Here is a 14,887-nt window from a genome sequence, read left to right on the forward strand (position 1 = left end):
ATGCAAGAATACTTGTTGTCTTTTCAACAATTACTAGATGCTGAATATTTATTAAGCCACGGTGGATTTTACATCGTTTGCCTTATTGTATTTGCTGAGACTGGACTCTTTTTTGGATTCTTCCTACCTGGTGATTACCTCCTGTTCCTAGCGGGCCTATTCTGTGCCCTGAATAAAATTGATGTTGACATCGTAACCCTTTATTTTGGTATCCTGGGGGCGGGGATACTCGGTAATTTCACGGGCTATTGGTTCGGTCATCGAACGGGGCCCATGCTATTTAAACGAAAGGATAGCTTCTTGTTCAAGCGCAAATATGTGATCATGGCCGAGGAGTTTTTCCAGAAATATGGCGGAACTGCATTAATCATAGGTCGTTTTGTACCTATTATTCGTACATTTGCCCCGATATTTGCTGGAGTAGTGCAACTTAACTTCAAAAAATTCGTAATCTATAATGTATTAGGGGCGCTTTTATGGGTATCCTTATTGACATTGACAGGTTATTATTTAGGAATAGAATTCCCTTCCATCATTAATTATGTGGAATATATCATCGTAGGATTGATTGCTATTGCATTTTTACCGATTGCGATCGCCCTATTGAAGAAATGGTTGAAGAATCGAAAAACGAAAGACGAAATAAACAAACAGTAGAAAATTAAATGAGTACACAACATCCTTGGCATCAAGTGTCTCCTGGTGAGGACTTACCAAATTCCGTTAATGCCATTATTGAAATCCCAAAAGGTTCAAAAGCGAAATACGAAATCGATAAAGACAGTGGTTTAATCAAATTGGACCGCGTTCTATTTTCATCCGTGATGTATCCAGCAAACTATGGATTCATTCCTCAAACGTATTGTGATGACAAGGATCCATTGGATATCTTGGTGTTATGTTCGGTAGATGTTTATCCAATGAGCTTGATCGAAGCGAAAGTGGTTGGTGTTATGCACATGATCGATAATGGTGAACAAGACGATAAGATCATCGCTGTTGCGAAACACGATATGTCGGTAAACCACATCAACGATCTTTCTGAACTTCCTCCGCATACCATGAAGGAGATTGTTCGTTTCTTCCAAGATTACAAAGCTTTGGAAGGTAAAAACGTATCGATTGAAAATCTTTACGGACGTTCATATGCTCAAAAAGTAATCATGGAGAGCGTAGAACTTTACAATACCGAGATTAGAAACAAATAATATTTTTATGAATCTTAACCTACTTTGGTCTATATGCCTAGTATTGTCAAATAGTGTTGGGATTACAGATATTCAGCAACATCCTTGGCACAGGGTTTCTCCTGGCAAGGATGTTCCTCGTTCTGTAACCGCTGTGATCGAGATCAAACAGGGAAGCAAAACGAAATATGAGATTGATAAAGAATCGGGGATGTTAAAGCTTGATCGAATATTGAAGACAAGCATGGTATACCCCACCAATTATGGATTTATCCCGCAATCTTACTGTGGCGATAAGGATCCATTGGATATTTTGGTGATCTGCTCCGAAGGATTACAGCCTGCCAGTTTGGTGGATGCACAGGTAATCGGCGTGATGCGAATGACCGATTCTGGTGATCAGGACGACAAGATTATTGCTGTCGCCAAACATGATGCCGCTGTAAACCATTACAAGGATATCAAAGATTTACCAGAACAAACCATGAAGGAAATTGTTCATTTCTTTCAGAACTATAAAACCTTGGAAGGAAAAACCGTAAAAATCGAAAAAATAAGTGGGCGAGACTCCGCACAAACTATTATCTTAGAGAGTTTAGAATTATATAAGAAAGAATTTGGTCAAATAAAACCTCATCATGGCAATTGATATATTTTGGACTATTTTTCTTGTGCTGGCTAACGGATTCTTCGTTGCCGCCGAATTCGCTATTGTAAAGGTTCGTGCCTCCCAGATCGAGTTACAGGCTAAATCGGGCTCTAAAGTGGCTCAGATCGCCAAGAATATCACCGAACATCTTGATGGTTACCTGGCTGCTACGCAATTGGGTATTACCTTGGCTTCCCTAGCCCTGGGTTGGGTCGGTGAAGCAGTGATGACCCAGATCGTTAACCAGATCTTTGGGTTCTTTAATGTGGAACTATCCGGTAAATTAGCGACTAACCTTGGCCACGTATTGGCATTTAGTATCATTACCTTTTTACATATTGTTTTTGGTGAATTGGCTCCTAAGTCGATCGCGATCCAGAAACCTGTGGCCACCACGATGAAGATTGCCCTTCCTTTGCAATTCTTCTATTATATCTTCCGCCCGATCATTTGGTGTCTGAATGGTTTTGCCAACTTCCTGTTACGCCTGATCGGTATACAGGTCAGTGGCCATGAATCAAGCCATTCCTCCGAAGAGTTACAATATTTATTGGAGAAGGGTAAGGAAAGTGGTGCGTTGAATTTTTCTGAGCACGAGTTGATCAAGAATGTATTTGATTTCAACGAACGTATCGTAAAGAACATTATGGTTCCCAGAACGAAGATCATCGCTGTTGAACAGCATGATACGGCAGAGGACTTTATCAATACCGTGACGGAAGAGGGCTATTCCCGTATTCCGATCTATGACGATAATATTGATCAGATCATTGGAGTTGTCCACACCAAGGACATTCTGCCCTTGGTCGTGAAAGGCAAGGAAGTGGTGCTGCGTAACATCATGCGGAAACCTTATTTCATCCCGGAGACCAAGAAGATCAATGATTTGATGACCGAGTTCCAGTTGAAGCGTATCCAGATCGCTTTTGTATTGGATGAATTTGGTGGTACAGCCGGAATGGTGACATTGGAGGATATTGTGGAAGAGTTGGTAGGTGAGATCCAGGATGAATACGATGAGGAGACTCCAGTTGTGGAGCAGATCTCTGAAACGGAATTCATGGTGGATGCCGGTTCCAGTGTTCATGATGCGAATGGCTATTTGCCTTTGGAACTTCCCGAAAGCTCGGATTATGACACGGTTGCGGGATTGGTGAGCCATCTGTTCGAAAAGATCCCTGATGTGGGCGATAGTACGGAAGAATTGGGTTACCGATTTACCATCATCAAAAAGACCCAACAGAATATTGAATTTGTGAAGTTGGATCTGATCGAGACGGCCAACGACGACGAAGAAGATTAATTGAATACCCGTGCATTTATTTTACACCGCAGATATACAAACTGATCAAAAGCAGTATCAGCTTTCTGAGGAAGAAAGTAAGCATGCTGTTCGGGTGCTTCGTATGCAGGTTGGAGATCAGGTGCAATTGGTAGATGGTAGGGGCGGTTTGTTCCTTGCCGAAATTTTAGACGCACATCCAAAACGAACGTTATTAACCATTCTTTCTTATACAGGAGATTTCCAGAAACCTGCTTATCATCTGCATATTGCTGTAGGACCAACGAAGAACATCGATCGTATCGAATGGTTCTTGGAGAAGGCCGGAGAGATCGGCATCCAGGAAATTACGCCATTGATCTCGGAGCATTCCGAGCGGAAGGACGTCAAGATAGATCGCTTGAACAAAGTATTGGTATCCGCCATGAAGCAGTCGCAAAAGGCTTATTTGCCTTTGATAAACGAGTCTGTAGCCTTTGATGTGTTTGTAAGGAAGATGGGGGCTGTAGAGGGCCTTTTTAAAGCTATAGCACACTGTGAGGAGGATGAGGCGAAGAAATACCTGAATCAGGAATTTCCTGCCGGAAAAGATTACTTGATTTTGATTGGTCCTGAGGGCGATTTCTCGCCATCTGAAATAGAAACAGCCCTTTCTGTAGGTTTTGTTCCGGTTTCTCTTGGAGAAGCCCGATTACGCACAGAAACGGCTGCCTTATATGCTTGTACGGAGATCGCGCTCCTGAACCGGGGTTAATTCCTCAACCGTAGGTTCTTTTTCTTGTCTTTTCTAGTTGACTAACACAGCATCCACGATCTGGATTTCTGCATTTCCTTTTAATGGTTCCGGATTGAAGACCATTTTTCCTTTTATTTTGATCGGTTCATCCGTGAACTTCACTGTTCCTTTTTTCATGAAGATCTCCACCATTGGCGGAATACCATTAGTTCCACAGAATTGGCATTGGGTGATCGGTAAGACCGAAAGCATGAAGGTGCTATGGTTTCTACCTGAAACCAAGGGAACGATATAGCCCGGAAGATCGACAATGGTGTTTTCCAGTTTCTTCAATACCGGTGGGTAGGTTGGGGTATACACCTTTTTATTACCTTGGGTGGATACCTTATACATCATTTTATCGATTGCTTCCCAGGTTTTGTTCATCATCGGGGTATGGTCAGGGATCTGTTCCCCACCAAAATTTCCGATCTGTGCTTTTGCGAATGTTACTGTTATGGTCAGCAACAAGAAACTCAATATGATTTTTTTCATGTTATTTACTTCCTAAAATACTTGATATGGTGGTACCATACGCCTTGATAGCTGGAATGATCGATGCAACTACACCAATCAGACAGGCTGTCAACAAAATTAACCATTCTTTGCTATAAATCTGGAAAGCCTGGATAAAATCAGCACTTTGACTGGTCTGCGTACTGATGAAATATAGTCCGAGATGACCTAAGATCAAGCCCAGCAAGCCTCCAATCGCGGTAATCACTAAGCCTTCGACAATCAATAAGGTGAATAGTTTAATTTTACTTGCTCCCATGGCACGCATGATGGCTAGGTCGTATTTACGGTCTTTCAACGCATTGTACAAACTGATAAAGACGCTAAGACCGGCAATGATCATGATGACATAGGCTAGGATTTCCAAAGAATCTATTCCTACGCCTAAAAGGGAGAACAATCGCGCGGTTTCCAATGCAGGAGATGCTGCCTGCATACTGGTGGATTGGTTGATCATTTTAGGGATCACGCCGATTGCGGCTGGCGTGCGGTATTTGACCAATAGCGCAGTGATCTCTAATCCTGAATCTTTCACTACATCATCTGCGATGCTTTTTACGAAGACATTCGGCCTAGGTCTTTCAGAAACGATGCTATCGTCTGCTGGAGCGGATTGAGTTGCTTCAGATGTGTGGTTATGGTCTGCGTGGTCATGTCCTTCATGACTATCTGCTGCATGGTCGTGATCCTCATGGCTATGTGCTGCGTGGTCGTGGTCATGATCTTCTTCCCTATGTGCATGGTCATGTTCCGCATGATCGTGTCCTTCATGATTGTCTGCATCATGATTATGTCCTTCATGGTCATGATGTTCGTGGTCATGGTCATGATCATCATGTTTTATGCCGTGAACATCCCATACACTTTCCAGGTTGGATAATAATAAATTATCTACTATCGATCCTGAAGGTTTCAAGATCCCTACAATCGTAAAGGGATGCTCATCATGAATATGTGCATTTTCCGCCAATCCATGTGCGCCATGAATTTGATCGCCGATTTTAAGTTTGTTCTTTCGGGCAGTTTCACTTCCGATGACCACCTCATAGCTTTTGCTCCAGATTTTTCCTTCTGCGATGGAAAGCTCATACATGGTCATAAAACTGGTGTCTGTACCGACTATTCGGTGGCCCTTGAAATTATCTCCAAGGGAGATGGGCACCGCCATATCAATCATCGGGTTATCCTTTAGTTTTTCTGCTTCGGATAAAAGGATATTGCCGGTTGGATTGTCAATATGGTAAAGTGCAGATAGAATCAATTGCAATGGACTCCCTTTTGCGCCCACAACCAGGTCGACCTGTTTACTGTTATTGTCCAATTGCTTTTCGAACGTATCACTGGTAATATATATACTGCAAAGAATCGCAACTCCAAAAGCTGTTAGGATGATACTTAACAAAGTGGAGCCCCATTGTTGGGAAATGTTTTTCCAGACTAATTGTAATGTGTTCATCTTATTGGGCTGCTAATAAATAATTATGTTGGAATTCGTCTTTTAATCTTTTGTCATGCGTGGATATCAATAAAGTACTTCCCTGCTCAGAAGCCAAAGCTTTCAAGAGCTCGATGACCAAATAGGTGTTTTTATCGTCCAAGGATGCGGTGGGTTCATCGGCCAAAAGGATAGCCGGTTTATTGATCAGTGCCCGTGCAATCGCCACTCTTTGCACCTGTCCTCGACTTAATTCATTTGGCAGCCTGGTTGAAAATGATCCTAATTGAAGTTTATCCAATAACAACATGATCGCATGTTCATCTACTTTTTCTCCTGCTAGCGATTGGGCAAGCTTGATGTTCTCCATCACGGTAAGATTTTTCAGCAGATGAGCTTCCTGAAAAATAAATCCGAGATGCTTCGCCCGGAATCTATCCAAGCTACTTTCAGAAAGTTGATAGAGGTTTTGACCTTTAATTGTTACAGAACCGGTGCTTGGATAAGAAAATCCTCCGATAAGATTCAAAAGAGTTGATTTACCGGAACCGGATTCGCCAAGGATTAAAGTATGTTGCTGATTGGAAATCTGCAGATCTTCAAAGGCAAGATTTGCTCCTTTTGGATAGGAAAAGGAAAGATCAGCAGTTTGTAGGACGATTTCGCTCATAAAATAAACTTTGTTGCAATTTAACAATTCTACTCTTTTTAAGCGAATTAATATTATTGTTGGCAATTTGCTGCTTCTTGTTACAAAAGCTATATAAAGGTTAATCGATGTAATGTGTTTTTAACAATTTTTTAGCTTTAACGACCTTATTACCGTAAACAAATCTCTTGTTAATAATAAGATAATATATCCTTAACTGTGTTGTAACACTTTGTCTCAATATTTGCCCCAACAAAAAACATAAATTTGAGATAAATGAAAAAGAAATTATTTTTTGCTCTAGCAATTGTTTCATTAGGAGTAACATTAAGCTGTTCAACAAGTGATGATCCAACTCCAAAACCTGAACCTGGGAAAGATGTAGAAAAAAGTGGATTGCTTACAGCAAATGAGACTTGGACTGCTGGGAATATCTATATCTTAAAAGGAAAAGTAGTTGTAGCAGAAGGAACTACATTAACAATTGAGCCAGGAACAATTATTAAAGGTGCTCAAGGTACTGAAGCTAACGCATCTGCATTAGTAGTTGACCAAGGCGCAAAATTAATTGCAAATGGTACTGCTGACAAGCCAATCATCTTTACATCGATTGATGATAACATCAAAGTTGGTCAAAAAGCTGGAACTAACCTTACAGAAGCGAACACTGGTCTTTGGGGTGGTGTAATTGTTTTAGGTAATGCGCCTATTTCTGTAGCGGGTGATGTGAAAACTAAACAAATCGAAGGTATCCCTGCAAACGAATCTTATGGCCAATATGGTGGTACAAATGCAGCTGATAACTCTGGTTCATTAAAATATATCTCTATCCGTCACGGTGGTATCACTATCGGACAAGATAACGAAATCAATGGTTTAACTCTTGGAGGAGTAGGTTCAGGAACTGTAATCGAAAATATCGAGATTGTTGGTAACCAAGATGATGGTATCGAGTGGTTCGGTGGATCTGTAAACGCAACTAACTTGTTGACTTGGGCAGCTGGTGATGACGGTTTAGACGTTGACCAATCTTACTCAGGTACTATCAAAAATGCCTTAGTAATTAAAGGTAAAGATAGCGATTCAGCGTTAGAGTTAGATGGTCCAGAAGGTTCTAAAGCTACAGAAAAAGGCTTTACCATGGAAAATATCACTATCAATAATAACAATAATACTAGCAAGATCGCTGATTTAAGAGACGGGTTAATTGCTAACCTTAAAAATATCCTTGTTTATAATATTGGTACTGGTTCTACAGTAAAAGTAAATGGAGCAGATTCTCAAGCTGAATTGAAAGCTGGAAGAATTACTTTCTCTAACTGGGAAGCAGTTTTACCTCAAGGGTTAACACTTGATAAATTTATCGATGGTGCAAATGGTGAAGAAGCTAAATTTGTTTCTAACGCTAAAGCCATCACTGCAGTTGCAGACGCTAAAACTGGAGCTAATGTTTCCGTATTTGGTTGGACTTACGCCAAATCAAAAAACGCATTCTAATACCCTAATAAAAAATTACATATCCGCTTTCTCTTCTGAAAGCGGATTTTTTTAAAATCCTTTTTTTAATCATTCAAATGTTTAAAGTTACTAAACTTACTTTTTTAATATCATTCTTTATTTTCATTGCGGCAGCAGCACATGCCCAATCTGGAAAAGTAAGCGGAACAATTAGAGATGATGCTGGTAATGCCCCTTTAGCAAATGCTACGATTTCGGTACCAAACCTATCATCCACCAATTCTGATTTCGAAGGTGATTATACGTTAGAATTACCAGCTGGAAATCATACCTTAACGGTAAAATATCTTGGGTATGCCCCAAAAGAAATTAAAGATGTTGTTGTAAAACAAGGTCAAGTCGTGCAAGTGGATGTAACCTTATCCGGTGAATCCAATGCGATCAGTGAGGTTGTAGTAACTGTGTCTGCTCGTAAAAATACGGAAGCATCGGTATTAAATATGCAGAAAAACGCTGGAGTCTTAATGGACGGTCTTTCTTCACAATCTATCAAAAGAAGTGGTTCTTCAGATATTGCTGCGGCAGTTAAGGCTGTTCCAGGAGTATCTGTTCAAGATGGCAAATACGTCTTTGTTAGGGGGTTAGGAGATCGATATTCAAAATCCATTCTAAATGGTGTAGATATTCCAGGATTGGATCCAGATAAGAACACAGTTCAAATGGATATCTTCCCTACTAATATTTTGGAAAATGTTATCGTTTATAAATCAGCTTCTGCTGAGCTACCTGCTGATTTTACAGGTGGGGTAGTAGATATTGTAACAAAAGATTTTCCATCACAAAAACAAATGGGAGTTAGCTTCTCGCTAGGAGTCAACCCTGATATGAGTTTTAATGATAATTACTTAAATTACAAAGGTGGTAAAACTGATTTTCTAGGTTTTGATGATGGTAATAGAAAACTACATGTAAACCCAAAAGAAGATCTTCCAAGACCAACTTCAGCAGATAATAGTGGTATTGAAGCTATTACAAAAACCTTTAATCCTTTAATGGCCCCAAAAACAAGTACTAGCTTACCTAATTTTTCATTAGGTTACTATTTTGGAAACCAATACCAGGTAGGTGAAAACAAGTTGGGTTTAATTGCTTCTATCGATTATCGTAACTCTACGGAATTCTATCAAAATTTTAGGAATGGAATCTATCAAAAACCTCAAGAACGTACAGAGTTCGAGATCTTACCTGATAGAACGCAATTCGGTAATTTAGGTTCTAATAATGTTTTATTATCTGGATTACTGGGATTAACTTATAAAACGGAAAAATCTAAATATTCCCTTAACCTTTTGAGCATTACCAATGGACAATCAAGTGCCGCGGTTTTTGACCAAGAAACTAGAATTTCTAATGTGATCAATACACAAAAGCAGAATTTGGAATATACCCAAAGAAACGTTACGAATTTGTTGTTGAGTGGAAAGCATAGTAATGAAGATGCTAGCTTTTTAACGGAATGGAAAGTTTCTCCAACCATCTCACATGTGAATGACAAAGATATTCGTTCGACTACTTTTGTGAAAAATTCAGATGGTTCCATGTCCATCAATACGGATGCTGGATTGCCTAATAGAATTTGGAGAAACCTAAAAGAAGTAAATCTTGTCAACAAAGTTGATTTTATCAAAAAACATCAACTGTTCGATAATGCTGCCCAATTGAAATTTGGTGGATTATATAGCTTTAAGAAAAGAGATTATAGTATCCCTACCTACCAGATCATGAATCTGAATGTGAACACCAGGGATTTGAATGGAGATCCAAACCAAATCTTAACACCAGAGAATATCTGGACCGTGGATTCTAATTCAGGATACTATTTTAGTGGAAGGTCACAACCACAAAACCAGTTTGATGCTACGCAACATACGTTAGCGGCTTATGTGTCATCTGAATTCAAACCAATGGAAAAATTAAGAGCCATTGTAGGTTTAAGAGGTGAAAAATATTTGACCTTATTTAATGGTACAAACAGCATGGCTTCTGAAGTTTATGATAATAAAAAAACCATTGATAAACTTGATTTATTTCCATCTGTTAACTTGATTTATGGGGTTCAAGAGAACCAAAACCTAAGGGTTTCTTACTCTAGAACAACCGCTCGTCCTTCATTCAAAGAACTTTCTGTTGTACAGATCCCAGATTTATTAACAGGAGTTATGTTTTTAGGTAACATCAATTTAGTTCCTACTTATATCAACAATTTGGATTTAAGATATGAGATGTTTGGGAATGCCGCACAGATGTTTGCCGTAAGTGCATTCTACAAAAAGTTCAAAGATCCTATTGAATTAGTGGCTTATTCATTCGAGTCTCCAGAAAACTTTACACCAAGAAATGCTCCTAGTGCAGAAGTATATGGTTTGGAATTTGAAGCTAGAAAAAACTTTGGATTTATTTCTGAAGACCTTACAGGCCTAAGCTTAAATGCGAACGTATCTATCATCAAATCTAAAATTGATATGAGCAAGGTTGAAGGCGGTGAATACCAATCAAGGCAACAATTTGCTAGAGAAGGTGAAACCATCGAAGATAGCCGCGTATTGCAAGGACAGTCTCCATATTTGATCAATGCTGGATTGAACTACAACAGCACCACATTAGGTTTGGAAACTGGAATCTTTTACAATGTTCAAGGAAAGACATTAGAAGTGGTTGGTTTTGGAAAGAACTCCGATGTATATGTTCAACCGTTTCACAGTCTGAATTTCAATTTGTCGAAAAAACTAGGTCAAGCTCAAAGAAACGTCCTAAGAGTAAGTGCAGAAAATATCTTAGGAGCTGAGAAGAAAAGTATCTATGAGTCCTATGGATCTGCTGATAAGGAGTTTTTATTTAGAGCTCCAGGAAGAACATTCACTGTAGGATATTCTTACAATTTCTAAGAAGACGAAAATAATATCGCATAAAAAAGAGGCTGTCTAAAAAGGTCTCTTAAAAGAGAACCCCGTCATTAAAAAATGGCGGGGTTTTTCTGTTTTTTGTCCTCAAGATTTTGTATCTTAAGGTGCAACCAAAAAACAATATGGCAAACATACAATTCAAAGCGCTTCCATCCAATAGTCCTAGTCTTTTTCCTGAGAATATTTTAGACCGTATCCCCTTGCACCATCCTGTTCGGTTGGTGAGCCAGGTTGTTGACCAGTTGGATCTGGAACATATCATCCGTCAGTATAAAGGAGGGGGAACGACCAGTTTCCATCCCAGGATGCTCATTAAGGTACTGTTCTACGCGTATCTGAGCAATATCTATTCTTGCCGCAAGATCGAGCGCGCCCTGCACGAGAACATCCATTTCATGTGGCTTTCGGGCAACAGTACACCGGATTACCGTACGATCAATTATTTCAGGGGAAAGCGTCTTAAGGGACAGATACAGGAGCTGTTTGCCAGTATCGTTCGGATGCTGCATGATATGGAGTATGTCAGCCTGAAAGTCCAGTATGTAGATGGTACCAAGATCGAATCGGCCGCCGGTCGTTATACCTTCGTTTGGAAGAAATCGATCGAGAAGAACAAGATAAAGCTGGAGGCGAACATCGCTTCGGTCCTTTCGGATATCGATGCACAGATCAGCCGGGACCAATCTTCATTAGGGGATCAGCAGGTCAGCAAGGCCATCGATAGTGCCCAGCTGAGGGAAAAGATCAAATCGATCAATGCCAAGCTCAAAGGAGTGGATAGATCTACCGATAGGCAGCTGAGGAAGCTTGAAGACGACTATCTGCCCCGACTGGAGAAATATGAGGAGCAACTGGAAGTACTGGGAGATCGCAATAGTTATAGCAAGACCGATACCGATGCCGTGTTTATGCGGATGAAAGAGGACCACATGAAAAATGGCCAGCTTAAACCGGCCTACAATACCCAGATCAGCACCGAAGAGCAGTTCATCACCCATTATAGCATCCATCAAACGGCCGCAGATACCACAACCCTGCCCGAACACCTGGAAGGCTTTGAGTCCCATTACGGAAAACAGAGTGAATCCATCGTCGCAGATGCCGGATATGGTAGCGAGCAGAACTACGAGCTGATGGAAGGACAGGGTATAACCGCTTTTGTGAAGTACAATTACTTCCATATGGAACAGAAGCGCAAGGATAAACAGGATCCTTTTTCGGTACAGAACCTATATTACAACCAGCAGGAGGACTTTTATGTGTGTCCGGCAGGACAGAAGCTCAGCTTTATCGGTCATGCAACCAGAGTCAGTGCCAACGGATACACTGCCCAGGTCAGCTGTTACCAGGCTCGGCGATGTGAGGGCTGCCCGATGCGCAGTGGGTGCCATAAAGCTAAAGGCGATCGGCTCATTGAAGTGAACCACAGGCTCAATAAGCTCAAGGATAAAGCCCGGGAAAGACTGCTGTCGGAAGAGGGAATGTACCATCGGAGCAAGCGACCCATAGAAGTGGAAGCTGTATTTGGTCAGATGAAAAGCAACAACAGGTTTACCCGGTTCACAATGAAAGGACTGGATAAAGTCGCTGTGGAATTCGGTTTGATGGCCATTGCCCATAACCTCAGAAAATGGGCAAAAAAGTGGAAAGACAAAGCTTTTATCGGTAAACCAGGTGGCAAAAACTCCCTATTTGCGATAAATCAAGCCATCAACATGCTGAAAAGTACAAAACATCGACTTGCAGCCTAATATTGCTCATGAAATTATAATGGAGCTCCAGAAAGCTATAAAACAGAAGAAGGTGCCTTTTTAGACACCTTCTTTTTTTATATCTATAAAATAATAAAGATTCTTAAAACCCTTAATGCCCTTTGAATTCCTCGGCTGCACTTTCCACCTCATGCTTATGCCTAAACAAAACCGCAAATAATATCGCAACAATCAAAGTATAAATCGCAAAAGCGATCCAGATATTCTGCCAATCCTTCAATTGGATAACCTGATTAAAAATCCCATTAGAAACCTCAACCCCTTTTTCCTTGATCACATTTAGCAGGGAAGGGTTATCAGGTGTAGTATCCAAAAATGAAGCTAAACTAGCGCTGTCATTAAAAGATTTTGTATAATACTTATCAATGGCCCATCCGGAAACGCGAGAGCCTAGAATCGCCCCAAAACCGTTCGTCATCATCATGAACAAACCCTGCGCCGATGAACGGATCTTATTATCCGTATTGGTCTCCACAAAAAGAGAACCCGAGATATTGAAAAAATCGAAAGCCATACCATAAACGATACAGGACAGAACGATCATCCAAAGGCCGGAAGAAGGGTTTCCATAAGCGAACAAGCCAAAACGAAGCACCCAGGCAAACATCGCAATCAACATCACCTGCTTGATCCCGAATTTCTTCAAGAAGAAAGGTATAGCCAGGATAAATACCGTTTCAGATATCTGGGAAATGGACATGATGATCGTTGAATATTTGATCACAAAAGAGTCCACATATTTGGGGAAGTACTTGAATTCGTCCAGGAATACATCTCCATAAGCATTGGTCAGCTGCAGGGCAGCACCCAAGAACATGGAGAAGATAAAGAACAAGGCCATTTTATAATTGGCAAAAAGCTTGAAGGATTCCAGTCCCAACATTTGGGTCCAGGAAGCATTCTCCCGGATATGATGCTGTGGAGGACATTTTGGTAGATTAAAAATGGAATATACCGCCAATAAGATGGATCCGCCCGCCGCAATATAGAACTGTCCTTCCGTGGCTTTGCTACCCGTTAGGTTGGTTAGCCACATAGCCACAATAAATCCGATCGTTCCCCATACCCGGATAGGAGGGAAGGCCTTGATCAGGTCGTAGTTGGCTTGATTCAATGCGGTATAGGCAATGGAATTGGATAGTGCCAAGGTTGGCATATAGCAGCACATCGCCAATAAGATCACGGTGAAAAAGCTGTCCGGATCGGGAACATGCGCCAGGGAAATCAAACAAATGGCATACAAGAAATGCAGGATAATGTAGAGTTTCTCGGCGTTTACCCATCGATCGGCAATAATCCCGATGATGGTAGGCATGAACAAGGAGGCAATCCCCATAGTGGAGAAAATGGCTCCAAATTCAGTTCCGTCCCAGTTTTTGGTGCCAAACCAATAATTGGCAATAGTGATTAACCATGCTCCCCAAACAAAGAATTGCAGGAAGTTCATAATGGTCAACCTATGTTTGATAGACATATCGGTAGATGATATTAGGTTATCGAAAAGATTATGATTTTCGTTTTTCTATTTCGTCCCTGATCTTGGCCGCCGTTTCGTACTGTTCGTTTTCGATGGCTTTTTCCAGGGTATTTTCCAATTGCTCCAAGGTAAGGGAAGCATAAGGGGATGGTTTGTTTTTGATGGGTTCGGCAGCTGCAGGAGGCTCAGGGTCCTTTTCTGCTTTAGCTGGCTCATCCTGTTTGTAGTTGCCTACATTTTCGATATTCTCCAAAAAAGCGAAATCATTGCCTTCGATCACGATTCCAGCACTGTTCATGATAAAATCGTAGGTAAAGATCGGACATTCAAAACGGACGGCCAATGCTACGGCATCCGAAGTACGTGCATCGATCTCCGTCGTGGTAGTACCATCCGAACAGATCAATTTGGCAAAGAATATCCCGTCGATCAGGTTATAGATGAGCACTTCTTCCAGTTTGATTTTAAAGGTCTCGGCAAATGTTTTGAACAGATCATGTGTCAGCGGCCTGCTGGGCGTCATTTTTTCGATCTCCACCGCGATGGATTGCGCCTCGAATCCGCCAATGATAACCGGTAACCTTCTGTTTCCTCCTACTTCTCCCAAAACCAATGCATAGGCCCCAGACTGCGTCTGGCTATAGGAGAGACCGACAATATCTAACTTGATTTTCTTCATTAATAACGCGTTAACGGAAATACAAAGATGCTAATATTAAAAGCA

Annotated in this window: 12 protein-coding genes and 1 pseudogene; 8 read left to right on the forward strand and 5 right to left on the reverse strand. The window is 40.9% G+C overall.

Features of this window, described 5'->3' with window-relative positions; all coding sequences use genetic code 11:
* The 5 genes from E3D81_RS10775 to E3D81_RS10795 are packed head-to-tail and all read left to right on the forward strand — an operon-like array spanning nt 1 to nt 3,872.
* Complete coding sequence (locus E3D81_RS10775; protein WP_099366163.1) at nt 1-657, forward strand: DedA family protein; 657 nt, start codon at nt 1-3, stop codon at nt 655-657.
* 8 nt (nt 658-665) lie between these two features.
* Complete coding sequence (locus tag E3D81_RS10780; protein WP_099366162.1) at nt 666-1,208, forward strand: inorganic diphosphatase; 543 nt, start codon at nt 666-668, stop codon at nt 1,206-1,208.
* Between the two features lie 7 nt (nt 1,209-1,215).
* A complete protein-coding gene (locus E3D81_RS10785) occupies nt 1,216-1,836 on the forward strand; it encodes an inorganic diphosphatase (RefSeq protein WP_134777373.1) in 621 nt (206 codons plus the stop codon).
* Nucleotides 1,826-3,139 carry a hemolysin family protein gene (locus E3D81_RS10790; RefSeq protein WP_099366160.1) on the forward strand — a complete coding sequence of 438 codons (1,314 nt, stop codon included), beginning with the start codon at nt 1,826-1,828 and terminating at the stop codon, nt 3,137-3,139. The genes E3D81_RS10785 and E3D81_RS10790 overlap by 11 nt, the downstream gene beginning before the upstream one ends.
* A 10-nt stretch (nt 3,140-3,149) precedes the next feature.
* Entirely contained in the window at nt 3,150-3,872 is a 723-nt protein-coding gene (locus E3D81_RS10795) for a 16S rRNA (uracil(1498)-N(3))-methyltransferase (RefSeq protein ID WP_134777374.1), read from the forward strand.
* Between the two features lie 33 nt (nt 3,873-3,905).
* Here the strand turns inward: E3D81_RS10795 and E3D81_RS10800 are convergent, their stop codons facing one another.
* The 3 genes from E3D81_RS10800 to E3D81_RS10810 are packed head-to-tail and all read right to left on the reverse strand — an operon-like array spanning nt 3,906 to nt 6,514.
* Nucleotides 3,906-4,388: a hypothetical protein gene (locus E3D81_RS10800; RefSeq protein ID WP_134777375.1), complete on the reverse strand. Its 483-nt coding sequence runs from the start codon at nt 4,386-4,388 to the stop codon at nt 3,906-3,908.
* Nucleotide 4,389: 1 nt separating this feature from the next.
* A complete protein-coding gene (locus E3D81_RS10805; protein WP_134777376.1) occupies nt 4,390-5,865 on the reverse strand; it encodes an ABC transporter permease in 1,476 nt (491 codons plus the stop codon).
* Nucleotide 5,866: 1 nt separating this feature from the next.
* Nucleotides 5,867-6,514: an ABC transporter ATP-binding protein gene (locus E3D81_RS10810; protein ID WP_099366156.1), complete on the reverse strand. Its 648-nt coding sequence runs from the start codon at nt 6,512-6,514 to the stop codon at nt 5,867-5,869.
* Nucleotides 6,515-6,769: 255 nt separating this feature from the next.
* On the opposite strand from E3D81_RS10810, the gene E3D81_RS10815 reads away from it, so the two are divergent.
* The 3 genes and pseudogenes from E3D81_RS10815 to E3D81_RS10825 form a co-directional block, all read left to right on the forward strand.
* Complete coding sequence (locus E3D81_RS10815; RefSeq protein ID WP_099366155.1) at nt 6,770-7,990, forward strand: hypothetical protein; 1,221 nt, start codon at nt 6,770-6,772, stop codon at nt 7,988-7,990.
* A 77-nt stretch (nt 7,991-8,067) separates the two neighbouring features.
* Complete coding sequence (locus E3D81_RS10820) at nt 8,068-10,896, forward strand: TonB-dependent receptor (RefSeq protein WP_134777377.1); 2,829 nt, start codon at nt 8,068-8,070, stop codon at nt 10,894-10,896.
* A gap of 140 nt (nt 10,897-11,036) precedes the next feature.
* Nucleotides 11,037-12,557, forward strand: a pseudogene (locus E3D81_RS10825) (IS1182 family transposase); the annotation flags it as partial.
* 220 nt (nt 12,558-12,777) lie between these two features.
* Here the strand turns inward: E3D81_RS10825 and E3D81_RS10830 are convergent.
* Nucleotides 12,778-14,160 carry a nucleoside permease gene (locus E3D81_RS10830; RefSeq protein ID WP_099365759.1) on the reverse strand — a complete coding sequence of 461 codons (1,383 nt, stop codon included), beginning with the start codon at nt 14,158-14,160 and terminating at the stop codon, nt 12,778-12,780.
* Between the two features lie 31 nt (nt 14,161-14,191).
* Nucleotides 14,192-14,842 (reverse strand): bifunctional nuclease family protein, encoded by a 651-nt coding sequence (locus E3D81_RS10835; protein ID WP_099365760.1) that lies wholly within the window; start codon nt 14,840-14,842, stop codon nt 14,192-14,194.
* Nucleotides 14,843-14,887: the final 45 nt, after the last annotated feature.

It is taken from the genome of Sphingobacterium sp. CZ-2, assembly GCF_004526235.1.
Classification (GTDB): Bacteria; Bacteroidota; Bacteroidia; order Sphingobacteriales; family Sphingobacteriaceae; genus Sphingobacterium; species Sphingobacterium tenebrionis.

What these genes read in the sequence shown, in the direction of transcription:
- E3D81_RS10775 (WP_099366163.1), top strand. Translation starts at nt 1, where the DNA reads ATGCAAGAATACTTGTTGTCTTTTCAACAATTACTAGATGCTGAATAT.
- E3D81_RS10815 (WP_099366155.1), top strand. Translation starts at nt 6,770, where the DNA reads ATGAAAAAGAAATTATTTTTTGCTCTAGCAATTGTTTCATTAGGAGTA.
- E3D81_RS10810 (WP_099366156.1), bottom strand. Translation starts at nt 6,514, where the DNA reads ATGAGCGAAATCGTCCTACAAACTGCTGATCTTTCCTTTTCCTATCCA.
- E3D81_RS10790 (WP_099366160.1), top strand. Translation starts at nt 1,826, where the DNA reads ATGGCAATTGATATATTTTGGACTATTTTTCTTGTGCTGGCTAACGGA.
- E3D81_RS10785 (WP_134777373.1), top strand. Translation starts at nt 1,216, where the DNA reads ATGAATCTTAACCTACTTTGGTCTATATGCCTAGTATTGTCAAATAGT.
- E3D81_RS10830 (WP_099365759.1), bottom strand. Translation starts at nt 14,160, where the DNA reads ATGTCTATCAAACATAGGTTGACCATTATGAACTTCCTGCAATTCTTT.
- E3D81_RS10780 (WP_099366162.1), top strand. Translation starts at nt 666, where the DNA reads ATGAGTACACAACATCCTTGGCATCAAGTGTCTCCTGGTGAGGACTTA.
- E3D81_RS10835 (WP_099365760.1), bottom strand. Translation starts at nt 14,842, where the DNA reads ATGAAGAAAATCAAGTTAGATATTGTCGGTCTCTCCTATAGCCAGACG.
- E3D81_RS10800 (WP_134777375.1), bottom strand. Translation starts at nt 4,388, where the DNA reads ATGAAAAAAATCATATTGAGTTTCTTGTTGCTGACCATAACAGTAACA.
- E3D81_RS10805 (WP_134777376.1), bottom strand. Translation starts at nt 5,865, where the DNA reads ATGAACACATTACAATTAGTCTGGAAAAACATTTCCCAACAATGGGGC.
- E3D81_RS10820 (WP_134777377.1), top strand. Translation starts at nt 8,068, where the DNA reads ATGTTTAAAGTTACTAAACTTACTTTTTTAATATCATTCTTTATTTTC.